Genomic DNA, 22,018 nt, shown 5'->3' on the forward strand with positions numbered 1-22,018 from the left:
ACTGTTGATGATAATTTCTAAGGTTATGCTGTCATGAGTGAAAAATTACAAAAGGTGCTTGCACGCGTAGGTTTGGGTTCTCGCCGTTATATGGAAGAAGTCATTGCCGCTGGTCGTGTCAGTATCAATGGACGTGTTGCCCAAGTGGGTGAACGCATTGAACCAGGTGATGAGCTTCGCATCGATGGTCGTAAAGTCCAATTCCAGATTGAAGACGAAATCCGTCGTCGCGTTCTGATTTACTACAAACCCGAAGGTGAAATTTGCTCACGCAATGATCCTGAACAACGTCCTACCGTTTTTGAACAACTGCCTGCAATTGCCAATGATCGCTGGGTGATGGTCGGCCGTCTGGATATTAACTCAACCGGTCTTTTACTGTTCACGAATGATGGTGAATTGGCTAACCGCCTCATGCATCCATCAAATGAAATTGAACGTGAATATGCAGTTCGTGTGATGGGTGAAGTGACACCACAAATCAAAAACAACATGCTTCAGGGCGTGGTTTTAGATGATGGTCCGGCGAAATTCGAATCCTTCTCTGAAATTGGTGGTGACGGCATCAACCGCTGGTATCAGGTGGTGGTTAAAGAAGGTCGTAACCGCGAAGTGCGCCGTATTTTTGAATCACAAGGTTTAAAAGTCAGCCGCCTGCTGCGTACCCGTTATGGTACTGTGATTTTACCGCGTGAACTTCGTACCGGCCGCTGGATGGAGCTGGATAAAGCCGATATCGACAACCTGACCAAATCTGTAGAGTTGAAGCCACGTCAAGGTACAGGCCTGTTTGGTATGGCAAAACGTCGTACTGAACGTATGCAAGAAAAACCAATGGCAGCACGTCGTGGCGGTTATTTGCGTCAGCAACGCCGTGATAGCGAAGAAGGTGAAAACCAAAGCCCAATGACCTATGCACAGCGTGATCGTCGTGAAAACCAGAATGGTCATGCACAACGTCGTGACAATACTGGCAATCTTTATGCACGTCGTGACGGCAATAATGGCAATGGTTTTGCCCAACGTGGTGAACGTCGTCAGGATGGCAATCCAAACACTTACGCTCAACGTGAACCACGTCAAGGCAACAGCTATGCACAGCGTGAAAACCGCCCTGAAAACTTTGGCAATCAAGCGACATATGGCCAGCGTGAACGTCGTGATGAAAATGCACCACGTAAACCATTTGGCAACAAAAACTTTAAGAAGTTTTAATTTTTAATAGCTTTTATTGTCAATCAAAAGCCACTCGGTTTGAGTGGCTTTTTTATATCCTTCTCTTTTAAACAACAGTTAGGATAAAACAGGAATATCAATCCACTGTGCATTTGGGAAATGTATCGCCAGATAGCTTTTCAGATAATCCGAAGTATCTCTGGAAATCAGCTGGTCCTGTGATTCATCATTCAGGTTATAAGCCAAAGCATAAAGTTCCAGACCACGACTTTTCAAGGCTTCCAGACTGAGCAAGGTATGATTGATACTACCCAAACGACCAGAACTAACCAGAATGACAGGGAATTTCTGTTCAGCAATATAATCAATCGTTAACAGTTCTGTGGTTAAGGGCACCATTAAACCACCCGCACCTTCCAGTAACACTACTTCATATTTTTCAGTTAATTGCCGGGTCGCATCGGCAATTTTCTGGAAGTCGATTTCACGGCCATCAATTTTAGTCGCCAAATGCGGTGAAGCCGGATAAGTAAAAATTTCCGGCATGGTGAGTTTGCTTTCATCTTCCGAAAACCAACCCATCTGCATCATTTTACGGTGCTGTTCAATATCTTCAGAAACATCGGTATTGCCAGTTTGCACCAGTTTCTGGGTGATGGTTTTCTTGCCCTGTTCATTCCATAACTTCGCCAGATAGCCTGTGGTATAGGTCTTGCCAATACCGGTATCGATGCCACTGATAAAATAAACGGGGGATGTCATGGCTTACTCCGTGCAATGCAATAAATAGGATGATAGCTCAGCTGATAATGGTGCTGACCAGATTGATCCAGCTCTGAAAATTGCTGATAGTCCTGATAAAACTGCTGTAAAGACTGTTTGGTCCAACGATGCTGTGCGGCGGTTGCAGTGACCCCGGTGGCCTTTAAATGCTGCAGCACAGCTTTAGGATGGGAAAAATTCAGTATTTCCAGACTCTCGGAAAGATGTAGAATTTCAAAACCCTGTTTAAGCAGCTTGTGCTGAATCTCATCAAGAGTCAGATAATTCAGCCCTTGCCCAGTCAGAGCCTTAATTTCTTGCAAATTCTGCTGACCAAAAGTGGAAAAACACAAATAGCCATTTTCGATAAGCGCCGCTGCACTTTTTTTAAAGACCGAATCAATATCGCCCACCCATTGCAAAGCCGAACTGGAAGCGATCAGGTCAAGGGATTGCGGAAAATCCAGTTGTTCCACATCGCCAATCAGCCACTCCAAATTTTCTTTAGCCTGAAAATGTTGCTGAACTTCGGGATACAGGTCATTTAAAAACACATGCTTTATTTCAAAGTTTTGCATCAGCAAATGGCTTAAATTGCCTGAGCCACAGCCGATTTCAAAAACACAGTTCAAGCTGGTACTGGGCAAATATTGCTGTATCAATTGCAGTAACTGTTGGCAAATCTGTTTTTGTACGATGGCATGTTCAGCATAGCTTTGTCCTGCCTTGGCAAAACGCTGTGCTACTTGAGACTTATTAATATTCACGGCTACAACTCACAGCAACGCCACCAGCTGTTCAAGATCAGCCTGATTGACTTGAGAAGTCAGTGAAATACGTAATCTTGAACTGTGTTTCGGTACTGTAGGTGGACGCACCGGCATGATATAAAATCCGGCCTGTTGTAGCTGCACGGCCTTTTCCACCGTCTTTTGCGACTCGCCAACAATCACCGGCACAATATGTGAAGTCGAAGGACAATCAAAACCTTTGGCACGTACCGACTGTTGCAGATTTTGACTGATCTGTTGCAGATGCTGACGTTGCTGTTGCAAGCCTAAAACTTTCTGGAAAATAAAATCAGTCCACGCCATACACATGGGTGGCTGCGCGGTACTGAAAATCAGCGGACGCATGGAATTAATCAGATATTCACGGATGATGGGATGGCAAATCAGATAACCACCGACCGATGCCAGTGCTTTCCCGAAAGTCCCAACCAGCAGATCAATCTCATCAATCACCGCATACTGTTCTGCACAGCCCAAGCCTTGCTCGCCGCGCACACCAATGGCATGCGCTTCATCGACATAGAGCATCACTTTAGCAAATTGCCTTTTAATCCGAACCAGTTCAGCCAGATCGGTTTCGTCACCATCCATGCTGAAAATGGATTCCGTCACCACAATAATGCGCTCAAAAGCTTCATCGGCATGGTATTGCTGCAAAAGCTGTTGCAGATGATTCAGGTCATTGTGCCGATAGCGTACATATTTTGCAGAGGATAAACGGATACCATCAATCATGCTGGCATGCACCAGTTTGTCTGCCAGAATCAGGGTCTTACTGTCGCTTAAAGCTGGCAGAATCCCGATATTCATGTGATAGCCACTGTTAAATAACAGCGCAGCACGTCCATGAAAAGCCTGACTTAAACTGGCTTCCAGCTGCTCGTATTCAGGAAAATTTCCGGTTAACAATCGCGAAGAAGATGAACTCATAATACGAAGTTCATTTGGTGTTTCATCAAAAAACTGTTCACGCAAAGTTAAGTCTGCTGCCAATCCCAAATAATCATTGGAAGACAGGTTAAGCATCGAATGACCCTGGATTTCAATCATTCGGCCTTGCTGGACATTAGAGGTAAATTGCCGCAAATTGCCCTGCTGTTTGAGTTCATCCAGCTTGCTTGCATAATCATTTAGCAGAGAGTTATTTAATGCAGCGTCATTTAACAAGTCCATGCGGATACCTCTTGCATCTGCTCCACCACATTCACTAATTGTTCCAGCAATATATTCAATTGTTGTTCAGTAATCACATACGGCGGCATCACATAGACCAGTTTACCAAATGGACGTATCCAGATCCCGCGCTTAACAAACTGTTGTTGCAGGCTTTTCATATCCACATTAAATGTCAGCTCCACCACACCAATCGCGCCCAGCACCCGCACATCCTGCACATAATCCAGTGCTGATAGGGGTTGCAGATGGTGTTGCAACTGTTGCTCGATGCGCTGAATATTGGCTTGCCAATCCTGAGCCAATAAAACCTCGGTACTTTTCACAGCCACTGCACAGGCCAGTGGATTGGCCATAAAGGTGGGACCATGCATGAATACGCCTGCCTCGCCACGGCTAATGGTTTCCGCCACATGCTTGCTGGTTAATGTGGCCGAAAGCGTCATATAGCCGCCAGTCAAGCCCTTGCCGATGCACATGATATCCGGCTCAACGCCGGCATGTTCCCAGGCAAACAATTTGCCAGTACGACCAAAACCGGTGGCAATTTCATCAAAAATCAGCAGCACTTTATATTGTTCACACAGCAATTTGGCCTGACGCAAATATTCAGGATGATAAAAACGCATTCCACCCGCACCCTGCACAATCGGTTCCAGAATTAAAGCAGCAATGCTGGCATGGTGCTGTTTTAACACCTGTTCCAGTTCTGCAATATCGGCTTGATTCCATTCATCATCAAAGCCAACCTGTGGGGCTGCAACAAAGAAACGATTCGGCAGACTGGAACCAAAAATCTGATGCATGCCTGTGACCGGATCACAAACTGACATGGCATTCCAGGTATCGCCATGATAGCCAGAACGCGGCGTAATAAAATTGGTTTTCTGACTTTCACCTTGTGCAGTCCAAAACTGCACTGCCATTTTTAATGCCACTTCTACGGCAACAGATCCAGAGTCCGCATAGAAAATTTTATCCAGACTGGGTGGGGTAATTTTTAATAACAGTCTGCCAAGTTCAATCGCAGGATCATGAGTCAAACCACCAAACATGATATGCGACATCTTGTGTAATTGATCTGTCACGGCCTGATTCAGTTCAGGATGGTTATAGCCATGGATGGCACACCACCAAGAAGACATGCCATCAATCAGTTGCCGTCCATCTTCCAGCTCGATAATGGCACCATGCGCCTGTTTTACCTTAAAGGTCGGCAATGGATCGGTCATGGAGGTATAAGGATGCCAGATATGCGCAAGATCAAAGTCTTGGTCGTTTAATTCGGTCATCCCTTACTCCTGCAGACGCTTGAAAATCAATTTTTCATGATCTTAAACCTGCATGAACTAAAAATAAATTGCGAGATAAACCAGTTATCCGCTTGTTTGTTCTATTTTCTTTAAAAATTGGCAGATTTTGCCAGTTATCAGTTCAGCTTCAAATAAGGGAAAGCCATGTGACCCGCTGACCAGCTCTGTTTCCAAAAACTTTGCATTGAATTTCTGAAAATTTCTTTGAACTTTGTAACTAACTAAAAAGTCCTGTTTTGCAAAGACATGATATTGATGACCCGGGTAATTCCTCAAGATATCAACATTATTTAAATACTCAAGGCAAAATAGTCCTTGTCTTAAAGTTTCAATCGATTGAGCCTGTATCAAACTTTGTAAAATGATGAAGTCAGCTTTGGTGGTTGCTGTGCCTTGACACACCATATAGCCAAACTTTTTTAAGGTGGAAATGGCATCCTGCTCAAATGACTGTTTGAACTGCTGAAATGTCGGCTGATCCATCGCCATTGGCCATGTATCGTTTGCTACGAAACAGGGGTTGGAACCCAAAGTAATCAATACTTTTTCCTTTCCATCCAGCTTTTGAACCTGGTCGGCCAGCACTGTGGCCAACTGTCCTCCCAAAGACCAGCCGGCAATCACATCAAACTGATGCGCCAGTTCCACTTTTTGCTGTAGAGCCTGTTCATCTAAAGCGTTAAAGATGTTGCAAAGTTCAACCTCATATCCTTGCGCTGCCAAAGCTTGTTTTAATGGATCAAGCAGTTGGGTTCCACCGCCCCAGCCCGTGATGAGTAAAATACGTTGATTCAAGGTAAGCTCTAAAAAACTAAATTATTTGAACAGTATAAAACCTCTCTTTCAATTCACACAGCAGCATTTCAAAATTCATTTAGCCTCCGCTATTACAGGCGAAATGCAACTCTCCACCCCGATCAGCATTTTATGCATCTCCCTATAACCATACAGGAATCATCTTTTCCGATTCCCTTAAACTGTATAGGAAGCTGCTTTAAAACATCCGGTTGCAACTTGATCAACCCTGCACCAATATCCATACGTTTTTATTTTTATTACATTTAATCAATAAACCCTTGATCATGGCAGCAATTAAAATAAATACCCATCATTTCTACTCTTCCCTACATTTTAAATTTTGTTAAGATCGAAACATCTTCTTATCCATTCTAAAAAATATACGATATGAATGAATCAAAAAAATTAAGCAGCGTTTTACTTACACTCGGTTGTCTGCTCTGTTTCAATACAACAATACATGCACATGCAGCAGAAGAATCTATTTTTTTAAAATCAGAAAATACCCATAAACAATGGGTCGGAAAAGCCTCACCTGCATTTAAATTGCAGGATCAAAATGCTCAATGGCATTCCTTGAGCCAGTATAAAGGCAAATGGGTGGTGTTATATTTCTATCCTAAAGACAATTCTCCCGGCTGTACCCAGGAAGCCAATCAGTTTAAGGCACTCTATCCACAATTTTTAAAAAGCAATGCCGTGGTTTTAGGGGTGAGTCTGGATGATGTGAAATCCCATCAAAAATTTTCAGAAAAATTAGCCTTGCCGTTTCCGATACTGGCAGACCACAAGCACCAGTTATCGAATCAATTGGGTATTGTGCGTAATCTGAGCATTACTAAAATAGCCAAACGGGAAAGCTTTTTGATTGATCATCAAGGCAACATTGTTTATCACTACAACAGTGTGAATACGCAAACCCATGCTGCTCAGGTCTTGGCGGATATCCGGAAATTTTCTCAATAGTCTGTCTTTCCACCATCTCAATCATAAATTTAAAAAATAAAAAAGCCCGACTCAGGTCAGGCTTTATATTTGAGCATTTAGATTTACATTTGCGATTGAATATAGTTTTGCAAACCAATCAATTCAATCAGACGAATCTGTTTTTCCAGCCAGTAAGTATGATCTTCTTCAGTATCCGACATTTGCTGACGAAGCATATCACGGCTCACATAATCACCTTTCTCTTCGCACAATTTCACACCTTGTGCCAATTTTTCACGTACATGATATTCGAGCTTTAAATCAGCTTTTAAACAGGTCACCACATCTTCACCGGTTTCGATGTCATCACGGTTCATATTCGGTGTACCTTCCAAAAACAATACACGGCGAATAATGGCATCCGCATGCTGTGCTTCTTCCTGCATTTCATGATCAATACGTTCAAAGATTTTGGTCAGCCCCCAATCTTCATACATACGAGAGTGGATCAGGTATTGGTCGCGAGCAGCCAGTTCGCCACCGATCAACATATTTAAATAATCTACGACTTCTGGATTACCACGCATTTTTATAACTCCCTACCTTTATGGGCTTATTATGGAGAAAATCATCTGTATTTGCAAAATAAAATTTCCATAAATATATGATTTTTAAACAATTAAAATGAGAAGTACTTACATTTACAGTTTTAGTTGAATAAATTCCCATTTATAAAACAATGTCTTGCACTCAGTACTCAGCTTAGATGAACAAGATCAAAGTACTTTTATAATGTATTGGTTTTTTGTAACTAGATTCAAAATCATTGTGGCATATATTCATTGAACTATATGCGTATCAAATCAGAAACGCTGAGTGCATCGGCATCAGGTTATTATATATAAGCAAAATTGAGCTTGTTCATTGGTATAAGCAGGCCAAATCTTAGTCATGCACCGACAAGCTCACTCATCCTCAGCGAAAATAGGCTTAAGCTGAAGTCCAACGTGCATTTCTCCATGCTTGTTGTTGCTTTAAATCTAAAAAAGTCCAAGCGACAAAACGACTTTCTTTTTGCCCCTGCGTCATTTTAATGGTTTTCACATCCACTGCTCCGCTCTTACGCAACGCATTTAAAAGCACAGGCAATGTTGTTTTCTTGGAAACCAGTGTGCTAAACCAAAGACATTGCTCAGCAAACTGTATGCTCTCTTGTACCATTTGGCAGACAAAGCGTTCTTCACCACCGTCACACCAGAGTTCATTTTTTTGACCACCAAAGTTTAACACCACCTTCGTCCGATCAACCGGCTTGCCAAGTTTTCTTAATTTTTGAGTTGCTGTGGCATTTGCTTCATCTTGCGAGGCATGAAATGGCGGGTTACACATCGTCAAATCAAAATGATCTGTGGGTTTAATCACACCTTTGAAAATATTGCTTGAGTTCTTCTGCAATCGAATCTGAATCCCTTTACGCAAATTTGGATTCGCCTCCACAATGAATTGAGCACTTTTAAAGGATGTAGAATGAATGTCTGAGCCGACAAATTTCCAACCATAGCTACGATGACCAATGATCGGGTAAATACAGTTTGCTCCCACCCCAATATCCAACACTTGAACGGCATGCCCTGTTGGAATCTGACCTTTATTATTGGCACTCAACAAGTCAGCCAAATAGTGGATATAGTCAGCTCTACCCGGAATAGGCGGACAAAGAAAATCTTGAGGAATATCCCAATATTGAATGCCATAAAAATGTTTCAGCAATGCTTTATTGAGCATTTTCACAGCCTGTGGATCAGAAAAATCGACTGAAAGATCGTTATATTTATTTGGGCTAACAAAAGGTGCAAGTTCCGGACAAGTCTGCATTAACTGAGGAAAATCGTAACGACTGCGATGCAGATTTCGTGCATGTAATTGCGATTTTTGTTGCGGAAAAGTTTTCTTTGCTTGCGCCATGTGTATGCCAATAATCAACGGGAGAACAGAATCATCTGATAAGACAGGCTCAATACCTGTCAATAGATCGATATTGTACGTGAATTCAGCTCATCATGACGATCCCAACCCAATCAAGCCATAAAAAAGACATCCGAGGATGTCTTTTTTAATTCATGCTTAAGATCGATTAAGCAGGAAGTTGACCATGCTCTTTCATCAAAGCAATAAACTGCTCTTCGTTGATCACAGCGACACCGAGTTTTTCTGCCTTATCCAGCTTGGAACCGGCTTTCTCACCAGCAACGACACATTTGGTTTTACTGGATACACTGCCGCTGACGCGTGCGCCTAAGGCTTGGAGTAACTGTGTTGCCTCATCCCGTCCCATACTACTGAGCGTACCCGTCACCACCCAGCTTTCGCCATTTAGTGGCTGACGTGTCGGGGCGACTGGAGCATCCCAGTGAATTCCCGCTTCGAGCAAACGCTTGACCACTTCCAGATTATGCGGCGCCTGAAAGAAATCGACAATCCATTCAGCAGTAATATCCCCAACATCCGGGGTTTTCTTCAAGGCTTCAATATCGGCATTTTGCAGTGCTTCAAAAGTCTGGAAAGTATTGGCTAGCATACGTGCAGTGGTTTCTCCCACGCCGCGGATTCCCAAAGCATAAATGAAGGAAGCCAGTGTGGTTTTCTTGCTGTTTTCAATTGCATCAAACAGGTTTTGTACCGATTTTTCACCCATTTTATCAATGTTTAAGAGCTGCTCACGATGTTCGTGCAAGCAGTAAATATCCGCCACATTTTTGAGCAGGTCGAGATGGAGTAAACATTCCACCCAGCGATCGCCTAGACCTTCAATATCCATGGCCTTACGCGAAACAAAGTGGCGAATGGCTTCAATTCGCTGGGCTGCGCAGTACAAACCGCCAGAACAGCGTGCCAATGCCTCGCCTTCAGGCATCACCACCGGCGAATCACAAACAGGACAATTTTCCGGTAAATGAACCTCTACTGCCTCATCCGGGCGGAATTCCGGCCAGACTTTTTCCACTTTCGGAATCACGTCACCGCTACGGTATACGCTGACGGTATCGCCAATTCGGACATCCAAACGGTGGATTTCGCCAATATTATGCAGGGTGACATTGGACACTGTGACCCCACCGACAGCGACAGGGTTTAAACGTGCAACCGGGGTTAAAGTTCCGGTACGCCCCACTTGCCAGTCAATATTTTCTACCGTGGTTAAAGCCGCTACCGCCGGGAACTTATAGGCGGTTGCCCAACGGGGTTCCCGGCTTAAAAATCCGAGCTGTCTTTGCTGTTTTAAATCATCGACCTTGATGACCAGACCATCAATTTCAACACTTAAATCGGCACGTTCTGCATTGATTTTTTCATAGGCTTTTTGTACATCCTGAATCGTGTCACAAATAAAATGACTTTCCCCGATGGTAAAACCAAACTGGGTGAGCCACTCCAGACTGGCATACATGGTGGTCTGGCCATGATGAGGTTCGCACTGTGCTATACCATAAGCATAAAAGGCCAGTGGACGTGAGGCTGCAACATTTGGATCGAGCTGGCGCAGACTGCCTGCCGCTGCATTACGCGGGTTGGCAAAGGTCTTTTCACCTTTGGCTTCATTTTCGGCATTCAGCTTTTCAAAACCTGCTTTAGGAATCAGCACTTCACCACGCACTTCAAGCAGTGTCGGTACCTGAGCCTGTGCAGAGCTTAGCACTTTCGGCAGGTTACGGATGGTTTTGACATTATGAGTAATGTCTTCACCGGTTTCACCATCGCCACGAGTGACGCCACGAACCAGCACACCATTTTCATACCACAGGGAAATGGCCAGGCCATCGAACTTTAATTCGACATCGTATTGGATCTTCTGATTGGGTAAACGTTCTTCAATACGGCGGGCAAAGGCAAACAGTTCTTCCTGGTTAAAGACATTACCCAATGACAGCATCGGTACGGCATGGGTCACGCTGGCAAATTTAGTAAGCGCTTTGCCACCCACTTTATTGGTCGGAGTATCCGCCTGTACATATTCGGGATATTGTTCTTCTAAAACCTTGAGCTGATGAAAGAGCTGATCATATTCACTATCTTCAATGCTGGGTTGATCCATTACATAATAGGCATGGTTATGCTTGGCTAAAATTTGAATCAATTGACGCATTTGCGCTTTGATAGTTGAATCTTCGGTCATATCTACCCCATAAAAAAGGGCGGTCTATTTCCGCCCTTCATAACTATTTGATCTACCCGCTATTATAGAAATCGAGTCCATCAGTTTCAAACTAAACTTCTGTACTTTGACCTGCACGGTAATCAATCGCGAAATGACGCCATTGTTCACGTAATTGCGGCGTAAATTCCTGATTGTTCTGGTCATACACGGTGCCGTCAATTTCACGGGCAATCAGACGCGAAATGCTGTCCATAGTATCAAAGGCATTCTGTACATCACTGTGTGGCAATGCCAGGAAGAAAGCCAAGCCTTTCACCTGTTCAGTCGACAAGGTTTCCAGATCAAAACCGGCTGCACCTTCGTCAGTAATCTGCAACACAGAAAAAAGTAACTTGCTGCCGTCTTCAGTATAACGATGGAAACAGGCCATTTCACCAAAACGCAGGCCATATTTAAGCAAGACTTTTAAAGTTTTTTCCCCGGAAAGCACCCGGCGTTCTGGATAAATATTCAAGGCAATAAATTCGGCTGCAGTCGATAAGGCACTGGCTTCATCCACGCGTTGCTGTTCATGCAAGTGCTCATCCAGAATGCTGCTTTCATCTTCAAAGTCTGAAATTTCGGCTTTTTCAATGCTGCTGTTCAGGTTAAATTCATCTGCTTTTTTATCTTCACCTTGTTGAGCCTGCTCTGAGCTGGCTTCAGATTTTACTTCTTCTACAGCGGTAGCATCTGCTTTCAACTCCGCCTGAGCGGGTGCTGCTGCCTGTTCAACCTGAGCGGTTTCAACCTTTTCTGCTTGCGCTTCTGCCTGCTGAGCTGCCGGAAGCTGTTCAGCCGCCGTTTCAGTTAAAGTGGGTTCAACACGTTCGGCTTCTTTTGCACTTTGTAGTTGATCACGCACATGACGAGGAATGACCGGTTGCTGGCTGTCAGAATTGACATGAAGTTCCGAATCTAGTGACGGTGCTGCATCCCCAGGTTTTTTAAACAATAATCTTAAACCGAATAGCATAATGATGATGGCGATAACTATGCCAACAATCGTAGTGACTTCCATACTATGACTCCGCAACTAAACCGTATTCTTTTGCCTGTTCCAAATCGACAGTGACTAATTTTGAGGTGCCCGGTTCTGGCATGGTAACACCTAACAAATCGGTTGCCATCGTCATTGCAACTTTATTATGGGTAATGTAAATGAATTGCACCTGTTCAGAAAGTTCTTTTACCAGGTTACAAAACCGTCCCACATTGGCATCGTCCAAAGGTGCATCGACCTCATCCAGTACACAGAACGGTGCCGGATTTAAACGGAAGATGGCAAACACCAATGCCAATGCTGTTAATGCTTTTTCACCACCAGAGAGTAAGGCCAGAGAACTGTTCCGTTTACCCGGTGGACGCGCCATTAGTTTTACACCCGATTGCCAGTCGTCTTCAAGGCTTAAACTGGCTTCACCGCCATTAAATACTTTCGGGAACAGGTCTTGCAGTTCATGATTGACCTGATCAAAGGTGGTCATAAACAACTTGCGGGTTTCCTGATCAATACTTTTCATGGCGCCCTGTAACTGATCGACTGTTTTTTCCAGGTCTTCAATCTGATGACTCAGTTCTTCAAAGCGACTGGAGACTTCCTCATATTCTTCAGAAGCCGCCAGATTGACCGCACCCAGTTTTTCAAACTGCTGCTGTGCTCTTTCCAGGGTTTGTTGATGGCTGGCAATATCAATACTCAGCCCTGTGAGCATTTCACTATTCATCTCTTTTAACTGTTCAGAATAGTGCTGCCAGTCAGACTTGGCTGCTTGCCAGGCCAGTCGCTTCTCTTCTAACTGGCCACGCAATTTCTCGTCTTGCTGCTGGTGCTGATGACGCTGTTCGGTCAGGTGCTGCTGTTTTTCTTGAACACTGTTCAGTTCAGCCTGCCATTCATTCCAGGTCTTTTGCAACTTCTCGGTAATGTGCGCCTGCTCACTGAATTGAGATTGCAGCGCAGGGAGTTCCAGCTGCACCGGATCAACAAACTTTTTCGCCTGCTCCATTTGCGCAATAATCTGCTGATACTGTGCTTTTGAGAATAAAGCATCTTTTTCCAGTAATTCAATTTGCTGCCGGGTTTGCGTGGCCTGACGACGTAGCAGCTCCAATTCCTGTTGTGCTTGCTGCCAGGTATGCTGGGTATTTTCCAGCTGTTCAGTCAGTTCCTCAACTTGAAACTGCAGAGTTTTATAATTCGGTAAAGCCTGTTCCAATTTCAGGTTTAAGGCATGCAGATCAATTTCCAGATCATCTTTCTGCATGGCATCTTCTTCCAGCTGCTCATCCAGCTGTTGCAGCTGACTGGCCAATTGCTGTTTCTGAAGCGAAAAAGCCTGAGCCGTACTTTGTACTTTGGCAATGTTGACATCCAGCTGCTGCAACGCTTTTTGCTGTAGCTTTAACTGGTCTTGCTGATCTTGAATGTTTTTTTGCAACATTTGAATCTGTTTTACCAGTTCCGGCAACAGCTGTTCCGCCGTTTCAAGCTGTAGCCACTGCTGTGCCAATGCTGTTTCAATTTCTTCCAAACGGATACGGTGACTCAGTGCCCCTTGTCCTGCCTGACTGGCTTCATCATAAAACAGACCGATCACCCAATCTTGAGCCACCTGATAACCATCCAGCGTCAAGATAGACTGACCAATACCCAATTGAGACTGTAAAGCCAAAGCCTGATGAAGATTGTCTGCAACGGCCACCTGCTGCCAGATGGAATGCTGCGGTGATTCAATCCATTCGGCCAGACATGGCAAACTGGCCAGCTGAATCTGCCCTTTTGCCACCTGAACTTTCAGCTGACGGGCAATACTTTCCGTGAAATCAGTATTCGCATCTAATACTTGTGCAGAGAGCCATTTCGTCAGGAATTTTTCAATCAGATGAGCATGGTCTTTGGCCTGATCGTTTAGCTTCAACACCTGCATCAACTGCACGGCATCGTTCTGGACTTTAGGACTGTTCTTGATTAGCAACTGATGAAGATTTTTCTGTTCGGATTGCAACACCTGAATCGCAGACTTTAAGGTCGCAACATCATTTTTCTGCTGCGCATATTGTGCTTGCACTGACTCTAATGTGTGTTTCTGCGTTTGAATGGCTTGTTCCAGCTGTTCAATCTGCTGAGACAGTTGAACTTTTTCACTTTCCAGCTGCTCAATATCCTCCAGCTGGTGCTGATTTTGAATCTGTGTGGCCTGTTGTTGCAAGGTCTGTTTTTGCTGTTCGATCCGGGCAATATTTTTCGCCAACTGCTCACTTTGCGCCAGCATCTGCATTTTTTGCTGCTGCTGTTTTTCAACCTGAGCTTTGACCAGTTCAAATTGCTGTTGTACCTGTTGCTGTTGTGCTTTCAAATCGCTCAGACTTTGACTCTGGTCCTGTCCCTGGCTTTCTTGCTGCTGTAATTGTTCAGTCTGCTGTTCATGCTGGACTTGCAAAGTTTCAATTTGCAATTCAATCAGTTGCAGCCGTTCTTTGGTCTGTAGTTTTTGCTGTTCCAGCTGAGTTAAAGTCAAACTATTTTGCTGGAACAAGGACTGCTTCTGTTCCAGCGTCATTTTCAGTTCAGCCAGTTTTTTCTCGGCCTGTTGCCATTCATTTTGCAGTGGCGTGGACTGCTGAATCAGGCGCTGAAATAATTCACTGGTTGCAGTCAGGTCATGTTCCAGTGTGGTGAGTTCGGAACGCACCAGCTTGAAGGTTTCGCCCAGCTCATTCATCTGCACAGTATATTCTTGCTGTAAGCGGCTGCTTTGCTCACATTGAAATGACAGCACTTCCACTTTTATGGTGCGAATCCGGGTTTCCAGTTCTTTATATTGAATGGCGGTTTCGGATTGACGTTTCAGGGTTTTCAGCTGGGATTTCAGTTCCGCGGCAATATCTTCAAGGCGGGATAAATTTTGCGTGGTGTGATCCAGATGCAATAGGGTTTCACGACGGCGTGCCTGATAACGCGAAACACCGGCAGCTTCTTCAATAAACACCCGCATTTCTTCCGGTTTGGCATCGACCAGACGGTTAATCATGCCCTGTTCAATGATCGCGTAAGAGCGCGGACCCAAACCGGTTCCCAAGAAAATGTCGGTGATGTCACGACGACGGCATTTGGTGCCATTTAAAAAATATTCGGACTTGCCATCACGGTTGACCTGACGACGTACAGCCAATTCGTTATAGGCATTATAAGCGCCACCGAGCTTGCCATAGGTATTATCAAAACGCAGTTCGACACTAGCGACCCCGACCGGTTTACGTTTCGCAGTTCCGGTAAAAATCACATCCTGCATGCTGCCGCCACGCAGCTGGCGCGCACTGGACTCTCCCATTACCCAGCGTATGGCATCAATGACATTGGATTTACCACAACCGTTGGGCCCAACCACAGCGGTACGATTGGCCTTGAAATGTAAAGTTGTACTGTCGGCAAAAGATTTAAAGCCGGAAAGTTTTAAGCTGCTTAAACGCATAATGTCCTGATCAACGTCGTGAACGTCTTGCCCATGCAAGTTCGATTTGTTTCATCCGTGTCAGAGATTCCAACACAAGGTTGCGCAAGTGTCGACAAAAATCATCCATAAATAAAGTAGCTTGTTGTGATTTTCGGATCAAAACTGCATCAGTCACCAGCTTAAACAATTCAAATGATTCCTGCAGTTCGCGATGCGAGATATTTAAGGTTAAGAAATAGCTGCGGCGCAGTGAAGGTAACAGTTCCTGATAGACTTTCATTAAATAAGGATTGCCGACCATTTCATGCTGGCGAGACAAGCCCTGAAAGATTAAATCATAAAATTTTTCAGTATGACCGTGACGGGTTTCTTCCTGCAACTGTTGCAATAATGCCTGAATGCTTTCAGCTTCATGCGGACGCCAGGTTTCTGCCATGCGCTGCACAATCTGTCCAGTGAGCAAAGCACACATCTCAAACAGGGCACGTACCTGCTGGGCAGACATTTCCGAGACAATCGCCCCACGGCGAGGATAAATTTCGATTAATTGGGTACGCTCCAGCAGCAGTAAGGCTTCACGTACCGAACCACGACTGACATCCAGTTCAGAGGAAATGCGCAATTCTTGAATGCGTTCCCCCTCTACCAGTTCACCGCGAATGATTTGCTCACTAATATGCCTGGCAATCTGCTCGGACAAACTGTCCTTTTCTTGTTCTTGCATACTGTTCCTATCTTGTTTTTATAAGATGCAATCAAAAAAATTTGGATAAACCCTGTGGATAAATCCTGATTGTTACGTGCTTTTTTACTTGATTTTAACTACAAAAAATATGACATTGTCAGACAATTTTCAAGTCGATAAAGCCAATATCAGTTTGTGATCAGTAGATCAGATAAAACTGTCTATTTCCGTTAAATATCCTACTCTAGACTCACTTCAACCTAAGTGATTCATTTAAATTATAAAATAAAACTTATTCTTAGTTCAGCACATCCTTAGAAAAACAGCAGGATAAGTGATCTCAAGGTGCGTATGCAAAAACCATAGCACACCTTTTCATCTCTTTTATATGGTTCTTAAATTAAAAAAAGGCTGAAAAACCTTGATAAATAAAATACGAACCGACAGTTGCCAACAGGCAGGCAAAACATCTTTTCAGCATGGCTGGCGATAGTTTATGCGCTACTTTTGCACCTAATTTAGCCGTCATAAAACTCATGACACTAATACCAATAAAGGCATAGATATGCACATAGCCAATACTATGCGGTATTTCAGTTTCGGTATTGGAACCAAACCACATAAAGCCTAACGCACCAGCAATAGCAATCGGCAAGCCGCCTGCAGCTGAGGTAGCCACCGCTTTCTGGATCACTACGCCATGACGGCTTAAATACGGTACGGTCAAGCTGCCACCACCAATACCGAATATGGCAGAGGCGATTCCGATTCCGCCGCCAGCCAGAATCTGCATGGCTCTGGAAGGTAAATGATGATTCGGGTCCACCGCTTTGCTTGCACCATTAAACATGGTGTAAGCCACCCAAATAGCAAAAAAGCCGATCAATAATTGTAAGCCCTGACCCGACATATAGTCCGCAATACCGGCTCCTAAAAATGCCCCTAAAGCCAGTCCCGGCGCTAAATTACGAAATACATCCCACATCACTGCGCCTCTTTTATGGTGCGCTGTGACCGAGCTGATGGAAGTGACAATAATGGTCGCTAAAGATGTACCCACAGCCAGATGCATAATCACCGATGGATCATAATGTAACTGGGTAAATACAATATAAAGAATGGGAACAATAATCAGGCCGCCACCAACGCCAAACAGCCCGGCAGCAAAACCCGCCATTGCACCAATCAATAAATATATGATTAACTCCATTATTCACATTCCACGGTTACTTAGATTTAAATGGATTTAGAGACCCGACAGCTGCAAAAAATCCTCGATGATGCCCATCAGCTTCCTGAAGTTTTGTTACTCAAACCCGTCACCACGTCGACCAATGACGATGTACGTGAAATTGCACTGAAAGGCGTGCACAGTGTTCTGGTTTGCAGTTCCAAACAGACTCAAGGTCGTGGACAGCGTCAACGACAGTGGGTATCGCCTGAAGGCAACATCTATTTAAGCACATTGCTGAATACGCGAACAGCCATTGATGGCCGGCTGGCGCTTGAAATCGCACTGAATATTTTACAAATGCCGAGTTTGCAAGATTTAGATTTGCAAGTGAAATGGCCGAATGACCTGTATAGTCGACAAGGTAAATGGGGTGGCATTCTGGTTGAACCGATTTCCCCTCATCAGGTCATTGTCGGTGTCGGGATTAATCTTGAACCTGTTCTCAAAGCACAGATTGACCAGCATGCCACCTCAGTGCGTGAATTGGGATTACAGGATATTTCCCGTATTCAGCTGATTGCTGAACTGTATATGGCGATTCAGCAAGCCAGTGCATGGTTTGATCATGACTGCTATAACCTGGCGGCACGCTTTAATCATTATGCGGCTTTTATAAACCAGGCTGTTGAATTTGAAGATCATTCGGGAGTATGTTCAGGTATCTTCCAAGGCATTCAGGATGATGGTTCGGTCAACATTGACACCCCTGACGGTTTAAAACAGTTTTATCAAGGGCGTTTACGCCGCCTGAGTACCTCTCTTTAGAGAAATGCAATGAAGAATTTATGGCTGGATATCGGCAATACCCGACTCAAATACTGGATTACTGAAAATCATCAGGTAATTGAACATGACGCAGAACTGCATCTGCAATCCCCTGCCGACCTGCTACTCGGTTTAATCCAGCATTTTAAAAGTCTGGATCTGCAACAAGTCGGGGTGTCTTCGGTTCAGGACAAAAAGAACAATGAACGCATCCAGAAAATTCTCAAGTTTTTAAATATTCCGGTAACTTTTGCAAAAGTACATGCCGAATATGCCGGCTTACGCTGTGCCTATGAAAATACCAGCAAGTTCGGGATTGACCGCTGGCTGCAAATGCTGGCTGTCGTGAACAATCCGGAGCAAAAATATTGTGTGATCAGTTGTGGAACTGCACTGACCATTGACCTCACCGATGGCTTGCAACACTTGGGCGGTTATATCCTGCCGAACCTGTACCTACAGCGTGATTCCCTGATTCAAAATACCAAAGGCATCAAGATTCCCGATGCCATATTTGATGAGCTTAGCCCAGGTCGCAATACCATCGATGCCGTTCATCATGGCATTCTGCTCAGTCTGGTCAGCACCATTGAAAAGGTCCTGGAAAAGTATCCAAGCCAACTGATTTTAACTGGTGGTGATGCACCGCTATTTGCTAAATATTTGACAGCTTATCAGCCTGTTATTGAGCCGGATCTATTGCTGAAAGGGCTGCAAAATTATATTTATTCCTTGGCTGAAGCCTGATTTTGTCGAATCAAATAAGGCTGAATAAGCTGTCAGACTTCAGGCAGCTCGGTACAGCCTTTTATAAAAATGAATGGCTGAATGTGTGCATCCGGCAATTTACCTCATTACTTGCATAAAGATTGCAATAGATTCCCACCAGATTAATGCAGCAGCAAAGGTTTTAGAACGTCCCAGACCTGGTTATGCGCAACAATAATACTTTCCGGATCTAAACGAGGTATTTGCAGGTGTATTGCTGTTTGCCAGTTCTGAAAATTCGGTACATTCGGATCGGGCAAGATCAGCAGTCTTGCCTGATGTCCTGCGTGCTGGATTTTTTTTAAAGTATTTTAGAAAAGAAAAAAAGGCAATAAAAAAGGCGCATTACGCGCCTTCTTTAGATTGATCATCAAAGCTTAAGCTTATTTCTGATCTTTATTGCCAAATAGTGGGCCCATACCGCCGCCACCAAATTGTTTTTGCATATTGCCCAATGAACGCATCATTTTTGCCATACCTGACGGATTGGCAAATTTCTTCATCATTTTCGCCATTTGCGCATGCTGCTTGATGAGTTTATTCACCTCAGCAACATCCATACCGCAACCGGCAGCGATACGTTTTTTACGGCTTGGGTTCATCAGGTCAGGGTTACGACGCTCTTTGATGGTCATCGACTGGATAATCGCTTCCATCTTTTTCACTTGCTTTTCAGGGTTGGCTTGGGCGATGGCATCCTGAATGCCTGCATTGCTCATGCCTGGAAGTTTATCCAGAAAGCCCATCATGCCGCCCATTTTGTTCATTTGTTCAAATTGCATCAGCATGTCTTCAAAGTTGAAGCTGCCGCCTTTTTGCAATTTTTTCGCCATTTTTTCAGCTTTTTCTTTGTCGATCTTGCGTTCAACTTCTTCGACCAAAGAAAGTACGTCACCCATGCCGAGAATACGCTGTGCAATACGCTCAGGATGGAATGGCTCTAGGGCATCAAGTTTTTCACCCATACCCAGGAATTTGATTGGCTTGCCGGTAATCGCACGTACCGAAAGTGCTGCACCACCGCGTGCATCACCATCAGTTTTGGTTAAGATCACACCAGTTAAAGACAAGGCATCATTAAAGGCTTTGGCTGTATTTGCCGCATCCTGACCAGTCATGGCATCGACCACGAACAGGGTTTCAGTCGGCTTGATGGCAGCATGAAGCTCTTTAATTTCGTCCATCATTTCGTCATCGACGTGTAGACGACCAGCAGTATCGACAATCAGTACATCAGCAAACTGGATTTTCGCTTGTTCAATTGCACGGTTGGCAATATCAATTGGTTTTTCATTGGCATTCGATTCAAAGAAAATCGCGCCCACTTCAGCAGCAACCGTTTGCAGCTGTTTGATTGCTGCTGGACGATAAACGTCGGCAGAAACCATCGCCACTTTTTTCTTTTGACGCTCTTGCAGGAAACGTGCAAGTTTTGCCGCAGTCGTGGTTTTACCTGCACCTTGCAAACCTGCAAGAAGTACAACCACAGGGGGTTTGGCTGCGAGGTCAAGGCTTTCATTGGCCTCACCCATCATTTTGGTCAGTTCGTCATGTACAATTTTGACGAACGCTTGGCCCGGTGATAACTGAGTCATCACTTCTTGGCCCAATGCCTCTTCCTTAACTTTCGCGATGAACTCACGAGTTACAGGTAACGCCACATCGGCTTCAAGAAGTGCCATACGCACTTCACGTAACGTATCTTTAATATTGTCTTCGGTTAGCTGCCCTGAGCCAGTAACATTTCTTAAACTCTGCGTGAGTCGTTCTGTTAAGGTATCAAACATTGCAAATTCCGCTTAAAATAGCCGTGAGCAAAAAATTGTTTCTTAAAATAGAAAATTTATGCATAGAATGCTATAGGATACTGTAGTTCGCATCGAATTTATATAAATGAATATTCATCATCCTGAAAAAGGTTTGACATGATTAGCCTGCCCTTGGTTTACACGATCTTAGCATTAATCGCTTATACCTCATCTTTCTGGTATCTGTTTATCCACTTAATGTCAAAACGTGATCCAAACCATTGGCTTATTGGGCTGGTACTGGGTTTAGGGGTAATGTTGCACGGGGCTGTGCTGTATAGCGATATGCTGACCCCTTTAGGCATCAATTATGATGTTTTTGTGCTGATGTCATTTACCTCTGGTCTGATGCTGCTGCTCAGCCTGCTGTTTAGTACCTTTCGTCCCATTTTGGCACTGAATTTACTGGGTATCCCTGTTGCTGCAATCGGTCTCATTTTAGGTTTTACCTTAAGCAAGACCAATCAGGTGATTGAACAGCATTCTCTGGGCCTAGACATTCATATTATTTTGTCTTTATCCGCCTATGCGGTTCTGTTGATGGCCACCATTCAAGCCGTGATTTTGTGGTTTCAGAACCGTGAATTAAAGAATAAGACCAAAAGACTGTGGGTTAATTTACTACCTTCATTCCAGGCCATGGAATCCTTGCTGTTTGATTTAATCATTACCGGTTTTATCTTGCTGACTTTAGCGCTTGGTTTTGGTTTCTTTACCATTGAAAATTTCTTTGCCCAGCATTTGGCGCATAAAACGGCGTTTAGTATTATTTCCTGGTTTGTTTATGGCTTTCTGTTGATTGGTCATTATAAATTTGGCTGGCGCGGTCAGAAAGCCATTCGCTTTACTTTGATTGGTTTTATGCTACTGGCGATTGGTTTTATTGGTTCCAAGTTTGTACTGGAAATGATTTTGGGTAAGTAAGACCCTTTTGTTCAGTGTGTCTAATTAAAAATATGGAACATGATAAATCATTAAAAAGGCCCAACCCTTATGGTTTGGACCTTTTTTTCATACGATATATCATTGATTAAAAATAGGCTTTGTTGCACAAACCTATCTGTAAAGGCTTTTTCAGCGATATAATTTTCAAATGAAGAAGCCTACACACAAAATCTACCGCACAACCAATTGGCCCGCATATAACCGAGCACTCATGAGTCGCG

18 protein-coding genes and 1 pseudogene are annotated in these 22,018 nt (G+C 44.1%); 5 read left to right on the plus strand and 14 right to left on the minus strand.

Going from position 1 to position 22,018, the window contains the following annotated elements; all coding sequences use genetic code 11:
* Positions 1-33: 33 nt before the first annotated feature.
* A pseudogene (gene rluB, locus FTT87_RS08670) lies at positions 34-888 on the plus strand (23S rRNA pseudouridine(2605) synthase RluB); the annotation flags it as partial.
* 405 nt (positions 889-1,293) lie between these two features.
* Here rluB and bioD read toward each other — a convergent pair.
* The 5 genes from bioD to FTT87_RS08695 form a co-directional block, all read right to left on the minus strand.
* Positions 1,294-1,938: a dethiobiotin synthase gene (gene bioD / locus FTT87_RS08675; RefSeq protein ID WP_180174698.1), complete on the minus strand. Its 645-nt coding sequence runs from the start codon at positions 1,936-1,938 to the stop codon at positions 1,294-1,296.
* The gene (bioC, locus tag FTT87_RS08680; protein ID WP_180042506.1) at positions 1,935-2,705 is read right to left on the minus strand and encodes a malonyl-ACP O-methyltransferase BioC; all 771 of its coding nucleotides are present in this window, start codon (positions 2,703-2,705) and stop codon (positions 1,935-1,937) included. The genes bioD and bioC overlap by 4 nt, the downstream gene beginning before the upstream one ends.
* 9 nt (positions 2,706-2,714) lie before the next feature.
* Positions 2,715-3,902, minus strand: a complete 1,188-nt coding sequence (locus tag FTT87_RS08685; RefSeq protein ID WP_180174699.1) for an 8-amino-7-oxononanoate synthase — start codon at positions 3,900-3,902, stop codon at positions 2,715-2,717.
* A complete protein-coding gene (gene bioA / locus FTT87_RS08690) occupies positions 3,890-5,194 on the minus strand; it encodes an adenosylmethionine--8-amino-7-oxononanoate transaminase (protein WP_180174700.1) in 1,305 nt (434 codons plus the stop codon). Before bioA ends, FTT87_RS08685 begins: the two co-directional genes overlap by 13 nt.
* An 84-nt stretch (positions 5,195-5,278) precedes the next feature.
* Entirely contained in the window at positions 5,279-6,010 is a 732-nt protein-coding gene (locus FTT87_RS08695; protein ID WP_180174701.1) for a hydrolase, read from the minus strand.
* 390 nt (positions 6,011-6,400) lie between these two features.
* Here FTT87_RS08695 and FTT87_RS08700 point away from each other — a divergent pair, with 390 nt between their 5' ends.
* Positions 6,401-6,979 (plus strand): peroxiredoxin, encoded by a 579-nt coding sequence (locus FTT87_RS08700; protein ID WP_180174702.1) that lies wholly within the window; start codon positions 6,401-6,403, stop codon positions 6,977-6,979.
* 83 nt (positions 6,980-7,062) lie between these two features.
* Here the strand turns inward: FTT87_RS08700 and bfr are convergent, their stop codons facing one another.
* From bfr to FTT87_RS08735, 7 genes are all read right to left on the minus strand, one after another.
* Positions 7,063-7,527, minus strand: coding sequence for a bacterioferritin (bfr, locus tag FTT87_RS08705; protein ID WP_180042510.1), 465 nt, complete (start codon positions 7,525-7,527; stop codon positions 7,063-7,065).
* 403 nt (positions 7,528-7,930) lie between these two features.
* Positions 7,931-8,905, minus strand: a complete 975-nt coding sequence (gene rlmF / locus FTT87_RS08710) for a 23S rRNA (adenine(1618)-N(6))-methyltransferase RlmF (protein ID WP_166171080.1) — start codon at positions 8,903-8,905, stop codon at positions 7,931-7,933.
* Positions 8,906-9,074: 169 nt separating this feature from the next.
* On the minus strand, positions 9,075-11,114 hold the full coding sequence (gene ligA / locus FTT87_RS08715) for an NAD-dependent DNA ligase LigA (protein WP_180042511.1): 2,040 nt from the start codon (positions 11,112-11,114) through the stop codon (positions 9,075-9,077).
* A 91-nt stretch (positions 11,115-11,205) separates the two neighbouring features.
* Positions 11,206-12,156 carry a cell division protein ZipA C-terminal FtsZ-binding domain-containing protein gene (locus FTT87_RS08720; protein ID WP_180042512.1) on the minus strand — a complete coding sequence of 317 codons (951 nt, stop codon included), beginning with the start codon at positions 12,154-12,156 and terminating at the stop codon, positions 11,206-11,208.
* A 1-nt stretch (position 12,157) separates the two neighbouring features.
* Positions 12,158-15,610: a chromosome segregation protein SMC gene (smc, locus tag FTT87_RS08725; protein ID WP_180174709.1), complete on the minus strand. Its 3,453-nt coding sequence runs from the start codon at positions 15,608-15,610 to the stop codon at positions 12,158-12,160.
* A gap of 10 nt (positions 15,611-15,620) precedes the next feature.
* Positions 15,621-16,316, minus strand: coding sequence for a GntR family transcriptional regulator (locus FTT87_RS08730; RefSeq protein WP_180174703.1), 696 nt, complete (start codon positions 16,314-16,316; stop codon positions 15,621-15,623).
* Between the two features lie 361 nt (positions 16,317-16,677).
* Positions 16,678-17,487: a sulfite exporter TauE/SafE family protein gene (locus FTT87_RS08735; RefSeq protein WP_180174704.1), complete on the minus strand. Its 810-nt coding sequence runs from the start codon at positions 17,485-17,487 to the stop codon at positions 16,678-16,680.
* A 30-nt stretch (positions 17,488-17,517) separates the two neighbouring features.
* Between FTT87_RS08735 and FTT87_RS08740 the strand changes: the two genes are divergently transcribed.
* Both FTT87_RS08740 and FTT87_RS08745 read left to right on the plus strand, forming a co-directional pair.
* A complete protein-coding gene (locus FTT87_RS08740; RefSeq protein WP_180174705.1) occupies positions 17,518-18,276 on the plus strand; it encodes a biotin--[acetyl-CoA-carboxylase] ligase in 759 nt (252 codons plus the stop codon).
* Between the two features lie 9 nt (positions 18,277-18,285).
* Positions 18,286-19,023, plus strand: a complete 738-nt coding sequence (locus FTT87_RS08745; RefSeq protein ID WP_180174706.1) for a type III pantothenate kinase — start codon at positions 18,286-18,288, stop codon at positions 19,021-19,023.
* Between the two features lie 143 nt (positions 19,024-19,166).
* On the opposite strand, the gene FTT87_RS08750 is transcribed toward FTT87_RS08745, so the two are convergent.
* Together FTT87_RS08750 and ffh are read right to left on the minus strand one after the other, a co-directional pair.
* Positions 19,167-19,304: a hypothetical protein gene (locus tag FTT87_RS08750; RefSeq protein ID WP_166171066.1), complete on the minus strand. Its 138-nt coding sequence runs from the start codon at positions 19,302-19,304 to the stop codon at positions 19,167-19,169.
* Positions 19,305-19,427: 123 nt separating this feature from the next.
* Positions 19,428-20,831, minus strand: coding sequence for a signal recognition particle protein (gene ffh / locus FTT87_RS08755; protein ID WP_180174707.1), 1,404 nt, complete (start codon positions 20,829-20,831; stop codon positions 19,428-19,430).
* Positions 20,832-20,969: 138 nt separating this feature from the next.
* Here ffh and FTT87_RS08760 point away from each other — a divergent pair, with 138 nt between their 5' ends.
* A complete protein-coding gene (locus tag FTT87_RS08760) occupies positions 20,970-21,776 on the plus strand; it encodes an inner membrane protein YpjD (protein ID WP_086196095.1) in 807 nt (268 codons plus the stop codon).
* The last annotated feature ends 242 nt before the right edge of the window (positions 21,777-22,018 follow it).

Origin of the sequence: Acinetobacter sp. YH01022, assembly GCF_013420235.1 — a bacterium.
Classification (GTDB): Bacteria; Pseudomonadota; Gammaproteobacteria; order Pseudomonadales; family Moraxellaceae; genus Acinetobacter.